Origin of the sequence: Micromonospora sp. CPCC 205739, assembly GCF_036906795.1 — a bacterium.
GTDB lineage: Bacteria > Actinomycetota > Actinomycetes > Mycobacteriales > Micromonosporaceae > Micromonospora.
Genome location: NZ_JBAKHS010000016.1, coordinates 80380 through 101072, shown reverse-complemented (window position 1 = coordinate 101072; position 20693 = coordinate 80380). Strand labels below are relative to the sequence as shown.

Genomic DNA, 20693 nt, shown 5'->3' with positions numbered 1-20693 from the left:
TCGTGCCCGGTGCCCGTACCCTTGACGCGTGTCCGTCGTGGATCTCGTCCTGCTCCTGCTCATGCTCGTGTTCGCGATCAGCGGATACCGCCAGGGTTTCGCCATCGGGGCGCTCTCGCTCTCCGGCTTCTTCCTGGGCGCGCTCCTCGGCCTCCAGGTCGGCCCGATCTTCGCCCGGCAGTTCGTCGACAGCGGCACCCGGGTCCTGATCTCCCTGGTCGCCGTCTTCGGGTTGGCCGTGCTCGGGCAGGCGCTGGCCGGCTGGCTCGGTTCGCACCTGCGCAGGACGATCACCAACGACGTGGCGAAGCGGGCCGACGACATCGGCGGCGCGTTCGTCTCGCTCTTCGCCGTGATGCTGGTGGCCTGGCTGGTCGCCGTACCGCTGGCCTCCTCCCCGCTGCCCTGGCTGTCCGCCTCGGTCAAGAACAGCGCGCTGCTGACCGTGGTGGACGCGGTCCTGCCCGACCGGGCCCAGGAGCTCTCCACCGCCCTGCGCGACACGGTGGACACCGACGGCTTCCCGGACGTCTTCAACGGCCTGGGCCGCACCCAGGCGCGGCAGGTCTCCCCGCCCGACCCGTCCCTGGCCGGCTCCCAGGTGGTGGCCAACAGCCAGCGCTCGGTGGTCAAGGTGCTGGGTTCCGCGCCGAGCTGCGCGCGCCGCATCGAGGGCTCCGGCTTCGTGTACGCCGACGACCGGGTGATGACCAACGCGCACGTGGTGGCCGGCACCCGCTCCGTCGCGGTGGAACTGCGCGGCGAGCGGTACGACGGCGAGGTGGTCGTCTACGACCCGGACCGCGACCTCGCCGTGCTGCACGTGCCCGGGCTGCCCGGCCCGTCCCTGCGCTTCGCCGCCGGGCAGGCCGGCAGCGGCTCGGACGCGATCGTGCTCGGCTTCCCCCTCGACGGCCCGTACGACGCCCGCCCGGCCCGGGTCCGTGACGTCGACCGGATCACCGGGCCGGACATCTACTCCTCGGGCGACGTGACCCGGGAGATCTACACGATCCGGGCGCTGGTCCGCAGCGGCAACTCCGGCGGCCCGCTGGTCTCCTCCAACGGCCTGGTACTCGGCGTGATCTTCGCGGCGGCGGCCGACGACCCGAACACGGGTTTCGCGGTCACCGCGGCGGAGGCGCGCCCGGTGGCGCTGGAGGGCGCGGAGCGTACCCGCGGGGTGGGCACCGGCGACTGCACCTGAGCCGGCGGCGGGGAACTACGCGTCGGGCCGGTCGGGGTCGGTCAGCTCCGGTTCCACGCCGTCGGCCGTCAGCCGGGCCGCGGGCCGGCCGGTCCGCTCCCGCCAGGTGGTGAACGCGGCGGAGGTCGCCGCCAGCACCGCCACGCCGAGCAGCCAGCCGCCCAGCACGTCGCTGGTCCAGTGCACGCCGAGCGCCACCCGGCTCAGCCCGGTCACCGCGGCGAGCAGCACCGCGGCCACCCAGAGCGCGACGCGGGACGCCCCCCGACCCCGGGCGTAGGGCAGGAAGACCAGCAGCAGCACCCCGGCGGCCAGGGTGGCGTTCAGCGCGTGCCCGGACGGGAAGGCGTAGCCGGCCGCCCGGGCCACCGGGTCGAGCAGGTCCGGCCGGTCCCGGCCGACCAGCAGTTTCAGCAGTGCCCCGAGCAGCCCGCCGACGGCCATGGTGGTGACCACCCAGAGGGCCAGCCGATGGGCCCGGTGGGACCAGAGCCAGACCACGAGGGCCAGCGCCGCCACCCGTAGCGGCCCGGGCCCGAAGACGTCGGTCCACAGGTTCATCGCCCGCACCCAGGCCGGGTGGTCGAGGGCGTAGCGGTAGCACGCCTCGGTCACCGCCGCGTCCAGGTCGTGCAGCGGCGGCCAGACACCCACCACCAGCACGGCCAGCAGCGCGAACGGCACCAGCACCAGGAACGCCGCCGCCGAGGCCAGGGTCAGCCGCAGGCCGAGCGAGTGGTCGGGGTCCAGGCGGCGGTCCCGCCAGGAGCGGGTCGGGGGGCGCACGGAGGTGCGCTGACCGGGGGAGTCCATGGCGTCATCACTTACCCAGGGGCGCGGCCGATCAGGCCGGGGTCAGCGGCCCCACAGCCGGAATCGGCGGATCATCAGTGCGGTACCGGTGACCAGGGCGACGAGGATGGCCACGCCCATCCAGAGCCGGCGCGGCGCGGTGTCGTCCCCGGCACCGGCCGGCTGGGCCGACCAGCGGGTGTGCTGCCGGGGCGCGGTGAAGCCGAGCGGGTCGGAGCCGGTGCCGCCGGCCTGGGCGTCGTCGGCCGACCCGGGTGCCGGGCCGAAACCGACCACGCCGGGGGAGGTCTGGTCGTCGAGCGGGTTGCGGTGCACCAGCGGCACGTCCGCGGTCAACGCGGCCACCGGGTCGACCAGGCCGTACCCGAAGCGGTCGTCGCGGCCGGTGGGGCCGATGTCCTTCGCGGTGGCCAGCAGCCGGTTGACCACGTCACCGGCGGACATCTCCGGGTACCGGGCGCGGACCAGCGCGGCGGTCGCCGCCACCAGCGGCGAGGCGAAGCTGGTGCCCTGCACCCCCCAGTGGCCGTCGGGACGGGCGCCGACCAGGCGGGTCGCCGGTGCGCTGAGGGTGGTGGCGTGCCCGGTGATCGAGCCGGACCAGAGGTTCTCGCTGTCGCCTTCCAGCCCCGTCACGGCGATCACGCCGGGCTCCCGGGCCGGGTACCAGACCTTGGAGTTGGTCGAGGTGGCGACGTTGCCGGTGCAGGCCACCACGACCACGTCCCGGGCGAAGGCGTAGTCGAGGGCGGCGGCCAGCGCCGGGCTGTCACCGCTGCCGCCCAGCGACAGGTTGATCACGCGGGCGCCGTTGTCGACCGCCCAGCGCACCCCCTTGGCGACGATCATCGCGTCGTCGTAGCGGTTCTCGTCGTCGAGCACCCGCACCGGCAGGATGCGGGCGCCCGGGGCCAGCCCGGCGACGCCCTTGCGGTCGTCGTTGCGGCCGGCGATCAGGCTGGCGACCGTGGTGCCGTGGCCCACCGGGTCCGGTTCTTCGGCGCCGGGGGAGACCAGGTCGATGCCGGGCAGCACCTGGCCGACGAGATCCGGATGCGAGCCGTCCACACCGGAGTCGATCACCGCGACGGTGACCCCCCGGCCGGTGGAGGTGCTCCAGGCGGTGCTGGCGCGCAACTTGTCCAGCTGCCACTGCTCGTCGCGGATCCGGTCGGCCCGGGCGGTGGTCTCCACCGGGGTGAAGCCCGGCTCGGCCAGCGGTGCGCCGGCGACCGGCGCGGCCACGGTGACCGGTCGGGCCGCGGCGGCCGGCGGCGGCGCCACGCCGACGACCGTCACGGCGGTCGCCGCGACCCCGAGCAGCGCGCGCCCGGCGAACCGGTCGAACGCGGTCGGGGCGCCGTGCCGAACCCTGGTCACATCCTCCGCCATTCATCGTTCCTGACACGTGCTGCTCGGCAGATTACCGGTTTTCCCCGCCGCGGCGGGACGTTCCGCCGGACACGCTCACGGTGGCGGCAGATGCGCCAACTGGACCAGGCGTACGCCCTCACGCCGGGTGACCAGGCGTCCGCGTCCGGGCGGCAGCGGCCCGGGACGGACCTGACCGACCAGCGGTCCCTCGTCCGGGCTGCCGCTCATCACCAGCCCGGCGGTGGAGAGTTCGCGGAGCCGCTGCACGATCGGCTCGTACTGGGCCCGGGCGGCGCCGCCGGACCGGCGCACCAGCACCAGGTGCAGCCCGATGTCGCGAGCCTGGGGCAGGTGCTCCTCCAGGCCGCGCAGCGGGTTCGCCGGGCCGCTGGCGACCAGGTCGTAGTCGTCGACCAGCACGAACAGCTCCGGCCCGGACCACCAGGACCGCTCCCGCAGCTGCGCCGGGGTCACCTCCGGCCCGGGCAGCCGGGCCTGCATGTAGCCGGCCACCGACTCCACCAGCTCGGCGGTGTGCGCCGCCGCGCTGCCGTACCCGATCACGTGCGGGTCGTCGATCAGGCTGTACAGGCTGCGCCGGTAGTCGACCAGGATGATCCGGGCCTGCTCCGGGGTGAACCGGTCGATGATCGAGGTGGCCAGCGCGCGCAGGAACGAGGACTTGCCGCACTCCGCGTCGCCGAAGACCACGAAGTGCGGCTCGGTGGCGAAGTCCACCGCCACCGGGCGCAGGTCCGCCTCGGCCACACCGATCGGGAAGGCCAGCCCGGTGGCGGCGGAGGTGTCCAGCTCGGCGTAGGGCAGCACCGGCGGCAGCAGCCGTACCCGGGGGGCGGGCGGGCCGGACCAGGCGCCCGCGACCGCCTTCACCAGATCGGCCGTCTCCGTGCCCGTCAGCTGCGGCAGCGCGGTGAGGAAGTGCAGGCTCTGCGCGGTGATGCCCCGGCCGGGGGACTTCTCCGGCACGCTCGCCGCCGCGACCCGCTTCACCACCGAGTCCGACGGGTCACCGAGGCGCAGCTCCAGGCGGGAGCCGAACAGGTCACGGATGGCCGGACGGAAGTCCGTCCAGCGGACCGCGCTCGCCACCACGTGCACCCCGTACGACAGGCCGCGGGTGGCCAGGTCGGTGACCAGCGGCTCCAGGTCGTCGTACTCGCCGCGCAGGGTGACCCAGCCGTCGACCACCAGGAACACGTCGCCGAACGGGTCGACGGCGGGCTGCCCGGCCGCCGCCAGCGCGGACCGGCGCTGCCGCCAGGCGGCCATCGACTCGACACCCAGCTCGGCGAAGCGGCGCTCCCGCTCGGCGAGCAGGGTGGCGATCTCGCCGACGGTCCGGCGCACCACCGTCGGGTCGGCGCGGCCCGCGACCCCGCCGACCTGCGGCAGGTCGCGCAGTGCGGCGAGCCCGCCGCCGCCGAAGTCCAGGCAGTAGACCTGCGCCTCGGCCGGGGTGTGGGTGAGCGCCAGCGCGCAGATCAGGGTCCGGAGCAGGTGCGACTTGCCGCTCTGCGGCCCGCCGACCACGGCCACGTGCCCGGCCGCGCCGTCCAGCGCCAGCCAGAGCAGGTCGCGGCGCTGCTCGAAGGGCTTGTCCACCACGGCCACGGGGACCTGGAGGGCACCGTGCAGCTCCGGGTTGGCGACGGTGAGGCCGCGCTGCGGGTCGGCGGCCGCCGGCCCGAGCAGCTCGTCCAGGGCGGGTGCGGTGTCCAGCGGCGGCAGCCAGACCTGGTGGGCCGGCGGGCCCTGCCCGGCCAGCCGGCCGACCAGCACGTCCAGCAGCTTCGAGGTCTCCTCCTCGACGTCGGGCGGCGCCGGGGTGGCCGGCTCCGGGACCGGCGCCAGGTGGGTGGAGAAGGTGAGCAGCCGGGTGCCGCCGCCCGCGCCGCCGCCGCCGGCCGCCGCGCCGCGCCGGCGTACCGGCCCGGAGACGTACGCGGCCTTGAACCGGACCAGCGGGTCGGTGCCGGCGCGCAGGTAGCCGTGCCCGGGGGAGCGGGGCAGCTCGTGCGCGTCGGGCACCCCGAGCACCGTCCGGGACTCCAGCGCGGAGAACGTCCGCAACCCGATCCGGTACGACAGGTGGGTGTCGAGCCCCCGCAGCCGCCCCTCCTCCAGGCGCTGGCTGGCGAGCAGCAGGTGCACCCCGAGCGAGCGGCCCAGCCGGCCGATCTGGACGAATAGGTCGATGAAGTCGGGCTTGGCGGAGAGCAGCTCGGAGAACTCGTCGCAGATCAGCAGCAGCGACGGCAGCGGCGCCAGCGGGGTACCGGCGGCCCGGGCCCGCTCGTAGTCGCGGAGGCTGGCGAAGTTGCCGGCCCGGCGCAGCAGCTCCTGGCGGCGCATCAGCTCGCCGTTGATGGCGTCCACCATCCGGTCGACCAGCGGTAGCGCGTCGGCCAGGTTGGTGATCACGGCGGCGGTGTGCGGCAACCGGTCGAAGGAGGCGAAGGTGGCGCCGCCCTTGAAGTCGACCAGCACGAAGTTGAGCTGTTCCGAGCTGTGCGTGGCGGCCAGCCCGAGCACCAGCGTGCGCAGCAGCTCGGACTTGCCGGAGCCGGTCGCGCCGATCAGCAGGCCGTGCGGACCCATGCCGTCCTGCGCCGACTCCTTCAGGTCCAGCTCGATCGCGCCGCCGTCGGCGCCGACGCCGATCGGCACCCGCAGCCGGTCCCGGGCCGAGCGGGGCGCCCAGCCCTGCTCGGCGGTGAAGCTCTCCGGGTCGCCGATGCCGAGCAGCTCCGGCAGGCCCAGCTCGGCCCCGGGCGCGGCCTCGCCCCCACGTACGGTGGTGGCGAGCCGCAGCGGCGCGAGCCGCCGGGCCACCGCCTCGGCGTCGGCGATCTCCAGCCGGTCGGCGGTTCCCACCTCCGCGTGCCCCTCGGCCGACCAGGAGTGCAGCCGGTCGCCGCGCAGCTCCAGCAGCAGGGCGAAGCGGTCGAGCAGCCGCGGCGGCGGCGTGTCCAGGTCGATGACCGTGACCGCGTCGATGCCGCCGTCCCCGGCCAGGTCGGTCGCCCCGGTCAGGTCGCCGCCGTCGAGCAGGACCACCACGTGCGGCCCGTCGGTGGCCGGACCGGCCGGGCTGAACCGGGACCGGCTGGCCAGCACCTCGTCGAGCAGTCGTTCCAGGTCGGCGGCGGAGCTGGTGACCAGGCGGACCGGGCCGAGCGCGTCGGTGCGGCCGGGGTGGTGGGCGTGCGGCAGCCACTTGACCCACTCCCAGAGCGCCCGCCGCTCCGGCCCGGCGCAGACCGCGATGAGCAGTTCGTCCGGGGCGTGGAAGACGGCCAGCTGGGTGAGCATGGCCCGGGCCAGCGCCTGGGCGGCGGGCGAGCCGGTGCCGGGCCGCGCGTCGCCGGGGACCGCCTCACCCCGGACGAAGACCCGGGCGAAGCTGCGCATCGACAGCGCCACCGGCAGGTCCGGCACCACCGAGTACGCGTCGAGGAAGCGCCGCAGCGCCCCCGCGGTCATCGGTTCCAGCTCCTCCAGCGGCCGGGTGACCGGCGGGACCAGCGGGGTGGCCAGGGTCTGTGGGCCGACGGCCACCCGGACCACGGCGAAGTCCGGATCGCCCGGCCGGCGCTCCCAGACTCGGTGGCTCTCCACCGTCGACCAGAGCCGGCCCGGGTCGGGGTGCCGGTAGTAGAGCCCGGCCCGCTGCTGCCCGGCCGTCTGCCGGACCCGGCGGCGCAGCGCGGTCAGGTGCCGCAGGTACTCGCGGCGGGCGGCCATCATCTCCGACTTCTTCGGGGTGCCGGAGGCGCTGCCCCAGGAGGTCACCAGCATCGCCAGCGAGGAGAGCCCGAACATGCCGCCCACCACGTACGAGTAGGCGCCGCCGCCCCGGCCGAACATCATCGCCATCGCCACCGTGCCGCCGAGCATGGGCAGCACCATCAGCGCCTGCTGCCAGCGGCCGCCGGTCACCGCCGGGATCTCCGGCGGCGCCTCGACGGGCAGCTCGCCGACCGGGATCTCCGGCGCGGGCCGGCGCGGTGGGCGCTTGATGACGACAGTGGACACTGGCCCTCCAGGGTGGCGCTCGGTAACCCGAGCCTGGCTCATCGTAGGTAAAGTCCTGTCGTCCGTCAGCCACCGCTCCCGCTCGATATGGAGACCACTCGATGACCACCGGGCTGGCAAGGGTCACCATCAGCGCTCCGCAACGACGCGTCGACGTGGCCCTGCCGGAGCAGGTCCCCCTCGCCGAGCTGCTGCCTGAGGTGCTGCGGCACGCCGGCGAGGGGCTGGCCGACGACGGCGAGCGGCACGGCGGCTGGGTGCTGCGTCGCACGGACGGGGCGGTGCTGGCGACCGCGCAGGCGCTGCTGCCCCAGGGGGTGCGCGACGGCGAGGTGCTGCACCTCGTCCCGGCCCACGCCGAGTGGCCCGAGCTGGAGTACGACGACGTCGTCGAGGCGATCGCCGACGGTGCCCGGCGGCGGGGCAGCGCCTGGTCGCCGTCGGCCACCCGGGCCGCCGCGCTCGCCGGGGCGGGCGTGCCGCTCGCAGTCGGGCTGGTCGCCGTCCTGGCCGGCGGGCCGCAGCACCCCGCCGGCTGGCCGCTCGCGGTCACCGTCGCGCTGCTGCTCGCGCTCGCCGGCACGGTCGCCTCCCGGGCGTACGGGGACGGCCCGACCGGCGCCACCCTCGGCGGGTACGCCCTGCCGTACGCCGCGGCGGCCGGCGCCCTCGCGGTCAGCTCCGGCGACCCGGTCGGTACGTTCCGGCCGCTGCCCTGGCTGGGCGCCCCCGAGCTGCTGGCCGGCGCGGTGGCGCTGCTGCTGGTGTCGGTGCTCGGCCTGCTCGGCACCGCCACCCGGCTGCGGGTCTTCGTGGCCGGCGCCACGGTCGGCGCGGTCGGCGCGGCAGCCGCCCTCGGCGGGCTCCTGCTCGACCCGGCCGGCACCGCGGCGGTGCTGCTCTGCGTGCTGGTCTTCGCCCTCGGCGGGCTGCCGCTGCTGGCGATCCGGCTCGGCAAGATGCCGCTGCCGCCGATCACTCTGCCGACCGGTCCGACCGGCGGCCCGGACGGCGTCCGGGACCTGCCCGACCGGGCCCGCGTGCACGCGGCGGTGGCCCGGACCGAGGAGATGCTGACCGGGATGCTGATCGGGCACGCCGGGCTGGCGCTCGCCGCCGCCCTGGTGCTCGGCGGCACCGGCGGGCTGGCCGGGCGGCTGCTGGTGGCGGTCGTCTCGGCGGTGCTGCTGCTGCGCTCCCGGCTCTTCGTGGCGGTACGCCACCGGGTGCCGCCGGTACTGGCCGGGCTGGCCGGGTTCGCGGTGCTCGGCGTGGGGCTCGCCGTCGGCGCCGGTGCGGCGGGGCTGCCGGTGCTGACCGTGGGCGGGCTGCTGGTGGCGCTCACCGCCGTGGCGGGCGGCACCACGTACGCCCGGCGGCCGGTGTCGCCGTACGTGGGTCGGGTGGCCGACCTGACCGACACCGCGCTGGTGGTCGCGGTCGTGCCGGTGGCCTGTGCGGTGCTGGGCCTCTACGACGCCGCCCGCGGCCTGCTGGGCTGAGCCGACGACGAAGGGCCCGGGAACGCTCCCGGGCCCTTCGTCGAGGTGCTGGTGTCAGTGCGCGGCGTCGCCGTGCTCCTCGGCGTCCTTGGCCCGCTGGTACGACGCGCGGATCTCGGCCTCGGCCTCCACCCGGCCGACCCAGGTCGCGCCCTCGACCGACTTGCCCGGCTCGAGGTCCTTGTAGACCTCGAAGAAGTGCTGGATCTCCAGCCGGTCGAACTCGCCCAGGTGGTGGATGTCGCGCAGGTGCTCCTGGCGCGGGTCCTCGTAGGGCACGCAGAGGACCTTGTCGTCGCCGCCCTTCTCGTCCGTCATCCGGAACATGCCGATCGTGCGGCAGCGGATCAGGCAGCCCGGGAAGGTCGGCTCGGGGACGAGCACCAGCGCGTCCAGCGGGTCGCCGTCCTCGCCGAGGGTGCCCTCGATGAAGCCGTAGTCGGCCGGGTACTGGGTCGACGTGAAGAGGGTGCGGTCCAGCCGGATCCGGCCGGTCACGTGGTCCACCTCGTACTTGTTTCGGTGACCCTTCGGGATCTCAACCGTGACGTCGAAATCCATCTCCCACGCTCCCTCGTCTGCCCACGCTGGCTGAACGGAACCACAGACGCCCCCGGTACGGGTGATTGGCCACCCGCCGGCTCCGGACGCCGCATAGTCTTCGGACCGAAGTAGTGTCACCCAGGCTGGTTCCGGAGGCGGGAGGAGGGGGTCGTGGGGAGGGAAGATTCACACTACCGCCCAGAGGGGGTTGACGGACGCGGGTCCGGCGGATCCGCGAGCGGGCGGGTCCCGGTGCCCGGTGTGCACCCGGCCGACCGGTCTCCGGCCCCGCACGGGCCGGGCGCCGGGCAGCCGCCGTCGGGGCAGGCTCCACCGGTCTGGCCGGGCGATCCCCGCAACGCCGGCCGGTTCCCCGAGGTGAACCCGCCCGGTCGACCCGCCGCCGGCTCCGCCCGGGTGCCGTCCGGGCCGCCGCAGTCCTGGCAGGCCCCGGTGAGCGGGCCGGGTCAGCTCTACGGCGCCGCGCCGGTCTCCCCGGCCGCCGCCGCACCCATCTCCCCGCCGCCGGCCGGCGCCGGGCCGCTGTCCCCGCCGCCACCCGCGCCGCGCCGACGTCGCCGGCTGCTGCCGGTCGCGGTGCTCGCCACCGTGCTGCTGCTGGTCCTGGCCGGGGTCGCCGTGGTGGTTCGTCCCGGGCCGGTCGCCGGGTGGCTCGGCGACGAGGCCGCCGGGCCGGCGGCCTCCGCCGGCGCGCCGGAGCCCGACCCGTCGCCGGTGCTCGCCGGTCCGGACGCCAACGCCCCGCAGCCCACCCCCGCCGGGGTACGCGCCGCCGTGGAGCCGCTGCTCGGGGCCGCCGCCCTCGGCAGCCGGGTGAACATCTCGGTGGCCGACGCGACCACCGGGGAGTCCCTCTACACCCGGGGCGGCGACGACGGCACGGTGCCCGCCTCGGTGACCAAGCTGGCGACCGGCGTGACCGTGCTGGAGGCCCGCGGCCCCGGGTACCGGATCCCCACCCGGGCGGTGGCCGGGGCGACCCCGGGCGAGGTGGTGCTCGTCGGCGGGGGCGACCCGACCCTGGCGGTCGACCGTGACGGCTTCTACCCCGGCGCGGCCCGCCTCGACACGCTGGCCAAGCAGGTGAAGCAGGCGCTCGGCGGCACCGCGCCGACGAAGGTCACCGTCGACTCCTCGCTCTTCCCCGGCCCGGTGCACGCCCCCGGCTGGACCGAGGACATCCCGGTCGATGGCTTCGGCGCGTCGATCACCGCGCTGATGACCGACGGCGCGCGCCGCGACCCCGAGGCGGCCCGGAGGACCTTCGACGACACCCACGGCGCGGCCGAGCGGGTCCCGCGGCCCGACCTGACCGCCGGCCGCTCCTTCGCCCGGCTCCTCGGCCTCGGCGGGGACGCCCAGGTGACCCAGGGCACCGCCCCGGCGGCCGGCGGCGCCGCGGCCACCGGCGCCCCGGCGCCCGGCACCGAACTGGGCAAGGTCGAGTCGCCGCCGATGATCCGGCTCGTCGACATCATGATCAGCGACAGCGACAACGTGATCGCCGAGGCGCTGGCCCGGCAGGTGGCGCTGGCCCGCAACAAGCCGGCGAGCTTCGCCGGTGGGGCGGCGGCGATGGACGAGGTCATCGGCGAGCTGGGCCTGCCGGCCGACGAGATCAGCCTCGCCGACGCCAGCGGGCTCTCCCGGAACAACCGGATCAGCCCGTCCCTGCTCACCGACCTGATCGCGCTCGCCGGCAAGGGCGACCACCCGGAACTGGGCGCCATCTTCGGCGGCCTGCCGGTCGGCGCCTGGTCCGGCACCCTGGGCGACCGCTACCGGGTCACCACGACCGCCGCCGGTGCCGGGGTGGTCCGGGCCAAGACCGGCACGCTGACCGGGGTGCACGCCCTCGCCGGGCTGGTCACCACGGCCGAGGGTCGGCTGCTCACCTTCGCGGTGCTCACCGACCGGGCCCCGGCCGGCGACCCGGACGTCACCCGCCAGGCCCTCGACCGGATCGCCGGCGCCCTGGCCGGCTGCGGCTGCCGCTGACCCGACCGCCGGAGCCCCTGCTCGCGTGCCGGGCCGGGGTGTTCCGGCGCGGGTACGGTGGGTGCATGGCGCAGTTCGTGGACTGGGATCTGGCCGCCGCGACCGCGGGGGCGCTGAGCAAGTCGGGCCCCCGGGTGTCGTACGCCGAGGCCACCGAGGTGGTCGTCGACCTGCGTCGGCTCACCGAGGAGGCGGCCGGGCACGTCGCCGACTACACCGGGCTGCGCTCGCAGGTGACGCACCCGCCGGTACGGGTGGTGGACCGCCGGGACTGGGCGGCCGCCAACATCGCCGGCCTGCGGGAGGTGATCTCCCCGCTGGTCAGCCGGCTCTCCGGCGACAAGCGCCCGGGCCCGCTCACCGAGGCGATCGGCTCCCGGCTGACCGGGGTGCAGGCCGGCACCGTGCTCGCCTACCTCTCCGGCCGGGTCCTCGGCCAGTACGAGGTCTTCTCCGGCGACCCGGGGCAGCTGCTCCTGGTCGCGCCGAACATCGTCGAGGTGGAGCGGAAGCTGGAGGCGGACCCGCGCGACTTCCGGCTCTGGGTCTGCCTGCACGAGGTCACCCACCGCACCCAGTTCACCTCGGTGCCCTGGATGCGGGCGTACTTCCTCGGCGAGGTGAACGCCTTCGTCGACGCCTCGCAGGGCAACGAGCACCTGCTGGAACGGCTGCGCCGCGGCGTGGCCACCCTCTCCGACGCGGTCAAGGACCCGGAGAGCCGCACCAGCGTGCTGGACATCGTGCAGACCCCGGCGCAGCGGGCCGTGCTGGACCGGCTCACCGCGCTGATGACCCTGCTGGAAGGGCACGCCGAGTTCGTGATGGACGGCGTCGGCCCGCAGGTCATCCCCAGCGTGGAGCGGATCCGGGCGGGGTTCAACCGGCGCCGCGAGGCCGGCAACCCGCTGGAGAAGGCGATCCGCCGGCTGCTCGGCGTCGACGTCAAGATGCGCCAGTACGCCGAGGGCCGCAAGTTCGTGCACGGCGTGGTCGACCGGGTCGGCATGGACGGCTTCAACAAGATCTTCGGCTCCCCGCTGACCCTGCCCCGGCTGGACGAGCTGGGTGACCCGGACGCCTGGGTGGCCCGGGTGCACGGGCCGGCCGGCGCCACCCCGAGCGCCGGCTGAGCGGACGGCCGTGGCCGCCCTCGCCCCGCCGGTCGCCGCGATCCGGGTCGCGGTCCGCCGCGCGCTGACCGGGCTGCCGGCCGACGGACCGGTGCTGGTGGCCTGCTCCGGTGGGGCCGACTCGCTCGCCCTGGCCGCCGCGACCGCCTTCGTGGCGCCCCGGCTCGGCCTGCCGGCCGGCCTGGTGACCGTCGACCACGGGTTGCAGGAGGGCTCCGCCGAGCGGGCCGGGGCGGTGGCGCGGTGGGCGGTCGAGGCCGGCCTGGCTCCGGTCGAGGCGGTGCCGGTGACCGTGGCCGGGCGCCCCGGCGGCCCGGAGGCGGCCGCCCGCGAGGCCCGCTACCAGGCGCTGGTCGACGCCGCCCGGCGGCACGACGCGGCGGCGCTGCTGGTCGGGCACACCCGCGACGACCAGGCCGAGACGGTGCTGCTCGCGCTGACCCGGGGCGCCGGCCCGCGCGGGCTGGCCGGGATGCCCGAGCGCCGGGAGCTGGACGGGGTGCCCCTGCTGCGTCCGCTGCTCGACGTCACCCGGGACGAGACCCGCAAGGCGTGCGCCGCGCTCGGGCTGACCCCGTGGGAGGACCCGCACAACGCCGACCCCTCGTACGCCCGGGCCCGGGTACGCACCGACGTGCTGCCGGTGCTGCTGCGGGCGCTCGGCCCGGGGGTGCTGGACAACCTGGCCCGCACCGCCCGGCTGGTCGCCGCCGACACCGCCGCGCTGGACGACCTGGCCGCCGCCGCCCTCGCCGGCCCGGTGGGGGTGCGGGCCGTCGACGGGGGGCTCTCGGTGGCGGCCCTGGCCGGGCTGGCTCCGGCGGTGCGTACCCGGGTGCTGCACGCCTGGGCGCGGGAACTGGGCGCTTCCGGTGCAGCGCTGTCGCACCGGCACGTGACGGCGCTGGACGCGCTGGTCACCGACTGGCGCGGGCAGGGGGCGACGCACCTGCCGGGCGGGCTGCGGGTGGCCCGCCGCGGCGGCCGGCTGATCCGGGTCGACTGAGGTAGCAGCGATCGCGCCGTTAACGCTTCGACGGCGGGTCGGGGTGGTTCCGGTATCCCGATCATGAGCAGGGGACGCCGACTCTCCCCGGGAGCCGCCGGAGGCGGTAGACATGGCGGATGGCGTACCCCCGACAGCCGCTCTTCGCCCCGAACGGTGCCGTCGCGACCAGCCAGCCGCTCGCGGCGGCCGCGGGTCTGGCCGTGCTGCGGCGCGGCGGCAACGCCGTCGACGCCGCGCTGGCCACGGCGATCGCGCTCACGGTGGTGCAGCCGCCCTCGAACGACATCGGCGGTGACCTGTTCGCGATCGTCTTCGACGGCGAGCGGCTGCACGGGTTGAACGCCTCCGGCCGGTCCCCGGCCGCGCTGACCAGGGAGGTCGTGCTCACCGCGACCGGGCGGCACGCGCCGGCGGCGGTCGACGCGCTCGGGGGTGCGCAGGCACGCGGCCCGGCGATGCCCGCGCGGGGCTGGCTGCCGGTGACCGTGCCGGGCGCGCCGGCCGGCTGGCGGGACCTGCACGACCGCTTCGGGTCGCTGCCCTTCGCGGAGCTGTTCACCGATGCGATCTCCTACGCCGAACACGGCTACCCGGTCGCCACCGGCACCGCCGCCACCTGGGACCGGGCGCTGGCCGCCCGGGTCGAGCCGGGCGGCGAGGAGTACGCCGAGTTCCACCGGGTGTTCACCGTCGGCGGGCGAGCGCCGCGCCCCGGCGAGCGGTGGCGCAACCCGGACGCCGCCCGCACCCTGCGCCGCATCGCCGAGACCGGCGCGGAGGACTTCTACCGGGGGGACATCGCCGCGGCGCTCGACGCCCACGCGGCCCGCACGGGTGGCCTGCTCACCGGCGACGACCTGGCCCGGCACGCCTCCACCTGGGTGGACCCGGTCAGCGCCCGCTACCGGGGGCACGAGGTCTGGGAGCTACCGCCCAACGGGCAGGGGATCGCCGCCCTGCTGGCGCTGAACATCCTGGACGGCGCGGACCTCGCCGCGCTCGACCCCGAGGCCCGGCTGCACCGCCAGATCGAGGCGGTCAAGCTCGGCTTCGCCGACGCGCACGCCCACGTGGCCGACCCGGAGCGGGCCCCGGTGCCGACCGCCGCCCTGCTCGACCCCGGCTACGCGGCGGCCCGCCGGACCCTGGTCGGCGAGCGGGCCGGCGACCCGGCGGCCGGCGACCCGGAGCGGGGCGGCACGGTCTACCTCTGCACCGCCGACGCGGGCGGGATGATGGTCAGCCTGATCCAGTCCACCTATCTGGCGTTCGGCTCCCGGGTGGTGCTGCCCGGGTACGGCTTCGCGTTGCAGAACCGGGGCCTCGGCTTCCGCCTCGACCCGGCGCACCCGAACGTGGTCGGGCCGGCCAAGCGTCCCTTCCACACCATCATCCCGGGCTTCCTGACCCGCGACGGCGCCCCGGTCGGGCCGTTCGGCGTGATGGGCGGGCACATGCAGCCGCAGGGGCACGTCCAGCTGGTCTGCGCCACGCTCGACGCCGGCCTCGACCCGCAGGCGGCGCTGGACGCCCCCCGCTGGTACTGGCACACCGGCCGGACCCTGCTGGTCGAGCCGGCGCTGGCCGCGGTGCCCGGCCTGGTCGCGGGGTTGCGCGCCCGGGGGCACGAGGTCGCCGTCGCCGCGGAGCCTTCGGTGTTCGGGTACGGGCAGGCGCTGTGGCGGGTGTCCTCGGGGGGTTACGTGGCGGGGACGGAGTCGCGGGTGGACGGGGCGGCGGTCGGGTTCTGAGGTTTGCGGTCCGTCGTTGTCGGGGTGGGGTTTCGCCGGAGCCCGACCCGCTCCGGGCGGTCAGGCTTGATCCCTGCGCGGGTCGGGCTCCGGCGAAACCTCGTGGCCGGGCCGGGGACCAGCGCCGGCGGGGTGGGGATCTTTGGTGGTTGCGGTGGTTGCGGTGGTGCCGGGAGCCGGCGGGCGAGGTGGCGGTGCGCGACGTCAGGTGGTGGCGGTGACGCGGTCGCGGAAGGTGGTGCGGTAGGCCTGGGGGGTGGTGCCGACCCGGCGGGTGAAGTGGTGGCGCAGGGCGGCGGCGTCGCCGAAGCCGGCCCGGTCGGCCACGGTCTCCACGCTCAGCCGGGTCTCCTCCAGCAGCCGCCGGGCCAGCAGCACCCGCTGGTTGGTCAGCCAGTCGTGCGGGGTGGTGCCGGTCTCGGCCCGGAACCGGCGGGCGAAGGTCCGCGCCGACATGCCCGCGCGGGCGGCCAGCTCGTCCACGGTGGTCGGCCGGTCCAGGTGCCCGATCAGCCAGCTCAGCACCGGTTCCAGGGTGGGGGCCTCCGGCGTGACCGGGATCGGCGCCTCGACGTACTGGGACTGGCCGCCGTCGCGGTGCGGGGGGACGACCATCCGGCGGGCCAGCCGGGTGGCGGTGGCCGAGCCGTGCTCCTGCCGGACGAGGTGCAGGCAGGCGTCGATGCCGGCGGCGGTGCCGGCGCTGGTGAGCACCGGCCCGTCGGCGACGTAGAGCGAGTTGCAGCGGACCCGGGCGGCCGGGTGGCGGCGTTGCAGCTCGTCGACGTACCGCCAGTGGGTGGTGCACTCCCGGCCGTCGAGCAGCCCGGCCGCGCCCAGCACGAAGGCGCCGGAGCAGACGCTGAGCAGGTACGCCCCCCGATCGGCCGCCCGGCGCAGCGCGTCCAGCACCGGCTCGGGCACCGCGCAGCCCTGGCTGTGGGCCGGCACGGCGACCAGGTCGGCCTCCTCGACCGGGCCGAGGTCGGCGTGCGGCGTCAGGCCGAAGCCGGAGGAGGTGCGGACGGGGCCGCCGTCGGCGGTGCAGACGGCGAACCGGTAGCCGGGGAAACCGTCGGCCGTGCGGTCGGTGCCGAAGACCTCGGCGAGCACGCCGAGCTCGAACGGGGCGACCTGGTCGAGGGCGACGACGGCGACGGATCGAAGCATGTGACGAGGGTAACGCCACCGATGGCAGTAAATCGAGGGGCAATGGCATTTCTGCCACTGTCCGGGTCGGGGTGGCGGGCGGAAACTGGTACCAGTCCGGTGCGCACCGGCGGCGAAAACACTCCAAACCAACGCGAAAGCGAGCGCCGCCATGGAACTGCTGCTGCTACTGCTCTTCCTCGTCACCCTGGCCGTCGCCTCGGCCGCCGGCCTCACCGCGGACAGCCACGACTCGGCCGACTGGAAGCCGACCGACCAGGGTCGCCGCTGGCAGTCCCGCACCTGCTGAGGTGATTGGTCCGGATTGCCGAAAAAATCCACGGCGGGACCGCGCCAAAAGGGGCGGCCCCGCCGACGGAGGTCAGTCGGCGTACGGCAGGCTAGGAGCATGGCTGACGGCTCCTGGTACGACGCCGACATCGATCACGTGATCATCTCCGAGGCGCAGATCCGCGAGAAGACCGCGGAACTCGCCAAGCAGGTCTCGGCGGACTACGCCGGCGTCGAGGACGGACTCCTGCTCGTCTGCGTGCTCAAGGGCGCGGTCATGTTCATGGCCGACTTCGCCCGGGCGCTGGGCCGGCACGGCCCCCCGGCCGAACTGGAGTTCATGGCCGTCTCCTCGTACGGCCAGGGCACCACCTCCTCCGGGGTGGTCCGCATCCTCAAGGACCTGGACCGGGACATCGCCGGCCGGCACGTGGTCGTCGTCGAGGACATCGTCGACTCCGGGCTGACCCTCTCCTGGCTGCTGCGCTACCTGGAGTCCCGCTCCGCGGCCAGCGTCGAGGTGGTCGCCCTGTTCCGCAAGCCGGACGCGGTGAAGGTCCCCGTGCCGGTGAAGTACGTCGGCTTCGACATCCCGACCGAGTTCGTGGTCGGCTACGGCCTCGACTTCGGCGAGCGCTACCGCGAGCTGCCCTACGTCGGCGTGCTCAAGCCCGAGGTCTACGCCCGGGCCTGAGCCCTCGCCCGACCGGCTCGGGAGCTGGTCGTATCGGCTTTCATCGAGCGGACGTTCAGCGGGCTCTCAGCAAATCGGACTACGGTAGGTGCCGGTGGCGTGGAGGTAGTCTCCACGCCCGACCCCTCGACCCGTGTGTGACCGGCGGTCGGGTGGCCGGGTGCGGAGCTCCCGCCACACCGGCTGAAACCCTGGTTCGCCGTCCGCGTAAGTGCTGGGCTCAGAAGCTCACTGCTGGCGCACACGGTGTACCGTCGAATGACCGCGGCGCGGCAGTTGGCGCGCCTCGGGGTCGAGGCCGGCCCGCACGGCGGCTCGGCGCCGCCAAGGCGGCGACACCATTCAGACGGTCAGGACGTCGATCAGGAGGATGCGGGCGTCTCGGCGCTCGACAACAGCATGGAACGTACGCGTTTCTTCCGCCGACCGGTGGTCTGGATCATCCTGGTCATCCTCGGCGCCGTTGTGCTCAGTCAGCTGTTCACCGCTGGTCCCAGCTACCACCGCGTGGACACTTCCGTTGCGCTCGACCAGCTCCACACCGCCAAGATCAACAAGGTCGTCTTCCAGGACAAGGAGCAGACGCTCCAGCTCAACCTGGCCCAGAAGACCAAGTTCGGCGACACCACGACCGACCGGATCGAGGCCCAGTTCCCGTACGAGGTCGGCGACGAGGTCTGGAACGACGTCCTCGCGGCCAAGGCGGCCAACCGGGTGACCGGCCCGGCCGACGCCAAGGTGTCGTCCGACAGCATCTGGGTGAGCCTGCTGGTCAACCTGCTCCCGATCGCCCTGCTGGTGCTCCTGCTGATCTTCTTCATGTCGCAGATGCAGGGCGGCGGCTCCCGGGTGCTCAACTTCGGCAAGTCCAAGGCGAAGATGATCACCAAGGACACGCCGAAGACCACGTTCGCGGACGTGGCCGGGGCCGAGGAGGCCGTCGAGGAGCTGCACGAGATCAAGGACTTCCTGCAGAACCCGGCGAAGTACCAGGCCCTGGGCGCCAAGATCCCGAAGGGCGTGCTGCTCTTCGGCCCGCCCGGTACCGGTAAGACGCTGCTCGCCCGTGCGGTGGCCGGCGAGGCCGGGGTGCCCTTCTACTCGATCTCCGGCTCCGACTTCGTGGAGATGTTCGTCGGTGTCGGCGCCAGCCGGGTCCGCGACCTCTTCGAGCAGGCCAAGGCGAACGCCCCGGCGATCGTCTTCGTCGACGAGATCGACGCCGTCGGCCGGCACCGTGGCGCCGGCATGGGCGGCGGCCACGACGAGCGCGAGCAGACCCTCAACCAGCTGCTCGTCGAGATGGACGGCTTCGACACCAAGGGCGGGGTCATCCTGATCGCCGCCACCAACCGGCCGGACATCCTCGACCCGGCGCTGCTGCGCCCGGGCCGCTTCGACCGGCAGATCCCGGTGGACGCCCCCGACATGGAGGGCCGCAAGGCGATCCTGCGGGTGCACGCCAAGGGCAAGCCGTTCACCCCCGACGTCGACCTCGACTCGGTGGCGCGGCGGACCCCCGGCTTCAGCGGTGCCGACCTGGCCAACGTCATCAACGAGTCGGCCCTGCTCACCGCCCGCAAGGACCAGCGGGCGATCACCAACGACTCCCTGGAGGAGTCGATCGACCGGGTGATCGCCGGTCCGCAGCGCCGGACCCGGGTGATGAGCGACCAGGAAAAGAAGATCACCGCGTACCACGAGGGTGGCCACGCGCTGGTCGCCTGGGCGCTGCCGCACGCCGCGCCGGTGCACAAGGTGACGATCCTGTCCCGTGGTCGCTCGCTGGGCCACACCCTGGTCCTGCCGACCGAGGACAAGTACACCCAGACCCGCGCCGAGATGGTCGACACCCTGGCGTACGCGCTGGGTGGCCGGGCCGCCGAGGAGCTGGTCTTCCACGAGCCGACCACCGGCGCCGGCAACGACATCGAGAAGGCCACCCAGCTGGCCCGCGCGATGATCACCCAGTACGGCATGAGCTCCAAGCTCGGTGCGATCAAGTACGGCACCAGCGGCGACGAGCCGTTCCTCGGCCGCAACATGGGCCACGAGCGGGACTACTCCGACGCGGTGGCCGCCGAGATCGACGGCGAGATGCGGGCCCTGATCGAGCTGGCCCACGACGAGGCCTGGGAGATCCTGGTGGAATACCGGGACGTCCTGGACAACATCGTCCTGGAGCTGATGGAGAAGGAGACTCTCTCCACCGCCGACATGGCCCGGATCTGCGCCCGGGTGGCGAAGCGCCCGCCGATGGCCCCCTACAACGGCTTCGGCAAGCGTCAGCCCTCCACCGAGCCCCCGGTGCTCACCCCGGCCGAGAAGGACAAGCTCAAGGCGCAGGCCCAGGCCGACGGCCTGTCCGTCGGCGGCTCGAACAACTCGGACGGTACCCACTGAACACCGACGCCGCGGCCAGCCCCGAGCGATCGGGGCTGGCCGCCTCGTCGACCGAACCCGACGGCGACGAGGCCCTGGACTACGTGGCCGCGCGACTGATCAGCGGCAAGCTGACCGGCCGCCCGATCGAGGACACCATGGACCTCGGCCGGATCGAGAAGGCCGTCCGCGAGATCCTCATCGCGGTCGGGGAGGACCCCGACCGGGACGGACTCCAGCAGACTCCGGCCCGGGTGGCCCGGGCGTACGCGGAACTCTTCGCCGGCCTCCGGGTCGACCCGGCCCAGGTGCTCAGCACCACCTTCGAGGCCAACCACGAGGAACTGGTGCTCGTCCGGGACATCGACGTGATGAGCCTCTGCGAGCACCACCTGCTGCCGTTCCGGGGCAGCGCGCACATCGGCTACATCCCGGGGCCCGACGGCCGGATCACCGGCCTGTCCAAGCTGGCCCGGCTGGTCGAGGTCTTCGCCCGGCGCCCCCAGGTCCAGGAGCGGCTCACCTCGCAGATCGCCGACCTGCTGATGAGCAAGCTGGCACCGCGCGGCGTCGTCGTGGTGCTCGACTGCGAGCACATGTGCATGGCGATGCGCGGCATCCAGAAGAGCGGCGCCAAGACCATCACCTCGGCCGTGCGGGGCACCCTCCAGCACGACGCGAAGTCGCGCGCCGAGGCGATGGCCCTGATCATCCCGCGCTGATCCGTACCGTCCGACCGGCCGCGGCGCTCCCCGAGGGAGCGGCGCGGC

At 74.8% G+C, this 20693-nt stretch carries 15 protein-coding genes; 10 read left to right on the top strand and 5 right to left on the bottom strand.

Annotated features, from left to right (window positions below; genetic code table 11):
• The first annotated feature begins 28 nt into the window (after window positions 1–28).
• The gene (locus V6U88_RS21950; protein ID WP_334455698.1) at window positions 29–1207 is read left to right on the top strand and encodes a MarP family serine protease; all 1179 of its coding nucleotides are present in this window, start codon (window positions 29–31) and stop codon (window positions 1205–1207) included.
• 15 nt (window positions 1208–1222) lie between these two features.
• Here the strand turns inward: V6U88_RS21950 and V6U88_RS21945 are convergent, their stop codons facing one another.
• From V6U88_RS21945 to eccCa, 3 genes are all read right to left on the bottom strand, one after another.
• The gene (locus V6U88_RS21945; RefSeq protein WP_334455696.1) at window positions 1223–2020 is read right to left on the bottom strand and encodes a phosphatase PAP2 family protein; all 798 of its coding nucleotides are present in this window, start codon (window positions 2018–2020) and stop codon (window positions 1223–1225) included.
• 42 nt (window positions 2021–2062) lie between these two features.
• A complete protein-coding gene (mycP, locus tag V6U88_RS21940; RefSeq protein WP_334455695.1) occupies window positions 2063–3412 on the bottom strand; it encodes a type VII secretion-associated serine protease mycosin in 1350 nt (449 codons plus the stop codon).
• Window positions 3413–3487: 75 nt separating this feature from the next.
• Window positions 3488–7450 (bottom strand): type VII secretion protein EccCa, encoded by a 3963-nt coding sequence (eccCa, locus tag V6U88_RS21935; RefSeq protein ID WP_334455693.1) that lies wholly within the window; start codon window positions 7448–7450, stop codon window positions 3488–3490.
• Between the two features lie 101 nt (window positions 7451–7551).
• On the opposite strand from eccCa, the gene eccD reads away from it, so the two are divergent.
• The gene (gene eccD, locus V6U88_RS21930) at window positions 7552–8952 is read left to right on the top strand and encodes a type VII secretion integral membrane protein EccD (protein ID WP_334455692.1); all 1401 of its coding nucleotides are present in this window, start codon (window positions 7552–7554) and stop codon (window positions 8950–8952) included.
• 54 nt (window positions 8953–9006) lie between these two features.
• Here the strand turns inward: eccD and V6U88_RS21925 are convergent, their stop codons facing one another.
• The gene (locus tag V6U88_RS21925) at window positions 9007–9513 is read right to left on the bottom strand and encodes an inorganic diphosphatase (RefSeq protein ID WP_334455690.1); all 507 of its coding nucleotides are present in this window, start codon (window positions 9511–9513) and stop codon (window positions 9007–9009) included.
• A 525-nt stretch (window positions 9514–10038) separates the two neighbouring features.
• Between V6U88_RS21925 and dacB the strand changes: the two genes are divergently transcribed.
• From dacB to V6U88_RS21905, 4 genes are all read left to right on the top strand, one after another.
• Window positions 10039–11514 (top strand): D-alanyl-D-alanine carboxypeptidase/D-alanyl-D-alanine endopeptidase, encoded by a 1476-nt coding sequence (gene dacB, locus V6U88_RS21920; RefSeq protein ID WP_334455753.1) that lies wholly within the window; start codon window positions 10039–10041, stop codon window positions 11512–11514.
• 65 nt (window positions 11515–11579) lie between these two features.
• Complete coding sequence (locus V6U88_RS21915) at window positions 11580–12647, top strand: zinc-dependent metalloprotease (RefSeq protein WP_334455689.1); 1068 nt, start codon at window positions 11580–11582, stop codon at window positions 12645–12647.
• Between the two features lie 10 nt (window positions 12648–12657).
• On the top strand, window positions 12658–13653 hold the full coding sequence (gene tilS, locus V6U88_RS21910; protein ID WP_334455688.1) for a tRNA lysidine(34) synthetase TilS: 996 nt from the start codon (window positions 12658–12660) through the stop codon (window positions 13651–13653).
• 119 nt (window positions 13654–13772) lie between these two features.
• On the top strand, window positions 13773–15407 hold the full coding sequence (locus V6U88_RS21905; RefSeq protein WP_334455686.1) for a gamma-glutamyltransferase family protein: 1635 nt from the start codon (window positions 13773–13775) through the stop codon (window positions 15405–15407).
• 204 nt (window positions 15408–15611) lie between these two features.
• On the opposite strand, the gene V6U88_RS21900 is transcribed toward V6U88_RS21905, so the two are convergent.
• The gene (locus tag V6U88_RS21900) at window positions 15612–16577 is read right to left on the bottom strand and encodes a GlxA family transcriptional regulator (protein WP_334455685.1); all 966 of its coding nucleotides are present in this window, start codon (window positions 16575–16577) and stop codon (window positions 15612–15614) included.
• 151 nt (window positions 16578–16728) lie between these two features.
• Between V6U88_RS21900 and V6U88_RS21895 the strand changes: the two genes are divergently transcribed.
• From V6U88_RS21895 to folE, 4 genes are all read left to right on the top strand, one after another.
• Window positions 16729–16866, top strand: a complete 138-nt coding sequence (locus tag V6U88_RS21895) for a hypothetical protein (protein ID WP_334455684.1) — start codon at window positions 16729–16731, stop codon at window positions 16864–16866.
• A gap of 99 nt (window positions 16867–16965) precedes the next feature.
• Window positions 16966–17541, top strand: coding sequence for a hypoxanthine phosphoribosyltransferase (hpt, locus tag V6U88_RS21890; RefSeq protein WP_088976453.1), 576 nt, complete (start codon window positions 16966–16968; stop codon window positions 17539–17541).
• A gap of 399 nt (window positions 17542–17940) precedes the next feature.
• On the top strand, window positions 17941–19944 hold the full coding sequence (ftsH, locus tag V6U88_RS21885) for an ATP-dependent zinc metalloprotease FtsH (protein WP_334455681.1): 2004 nt from the start codon (window positions 17941–17943) through the stop codon (window positions 19942–19944).
• 35 nt (window positions 19945–19979) lie between these two features.
• Window positions 19980–20645: a GTP cyclohydrolase I FolE gene (folE, locus tag V6U88_RS21880; protein WP_334455752.1), complete on the top strand. Its 666-nt coding sequence runs from the start codon at window positions 19980–19982 to the stop codon at window positions 20643–20645.
• Window positions 20646–20693 lie beyond the last annotated feature (48 nt).

Bases quoted from the DNA above. Each gene is read 5' to 3' on its own strand.
- V6U88_RS21895 (WP_334455684.1), top strand. From the start codon at position 16,729: ATGGAACTGCTGCTGCTACTGCTCTTCCTCGTCACCCTGGCCGTCGCC.
- V6U88_RS21915 (WP_334455689.1), top strand. From the start codon at position 11,580: ATGGCGCAGTTCGTGGACTGGGATCTGGCCGCCGCGACCGCGGGGGCG.
- eccD (WP_334455692.1), top strand. From the start codon at position 7,552: ATGACCACCGGGCTGGCAAGGGTCACCATCAGCGCTCCGCAACGACGC.
- V6U88_RS21945 (WP_334455696.1), bottom strand. From the start codon at position 2,020: ATGGACTCCCCCGGTCAGCGCACCTCCGTGCGCCCCCCGACCCGCTCC.
- mycP (WP_334455695.1), bottom strand. From the start codon at position 3,412: ATGGCGGAGGATGTGACCAGGGTTCGGCACGGCGCCCCGACCGCGTTC.
- V6U88_RS21905 (WP_334455686.1), top strand. From the start codon at position 13,773: ATGGCGTACCCCCGACAGCCGCTCTTCGCCCCGAACGGTGCCGTCGCG.
- hpt (WP_088976453.1), top strand. From the start codon at position 16,966: ATGGCTGACGGCTCCTGGTACGACGCCGACATCGATCACGTGATCATC.
- V6U88_RS21900 (WP_334455685.1), bottom strand. From the start codon at position 16,577: ATGCTTCGATCCGTCGCCGTCGTCGCCCTCGACCAGGTCGCCCCGTTC.
- V6U88_RS21925 (WP_334455690.1), bottom strand. From the start codon at position 9,513: ATGGATTTCGACGTCACGGTTGAGATCCCGAAGGGTCACCGAAACAAG.
- ftsH (WP_334455681.1), top strand. From the start codon at position 17,941: ATGGAACGTACGCGTTTCTTCCGCCGACCGGTGGTCTGGATCATCCTG.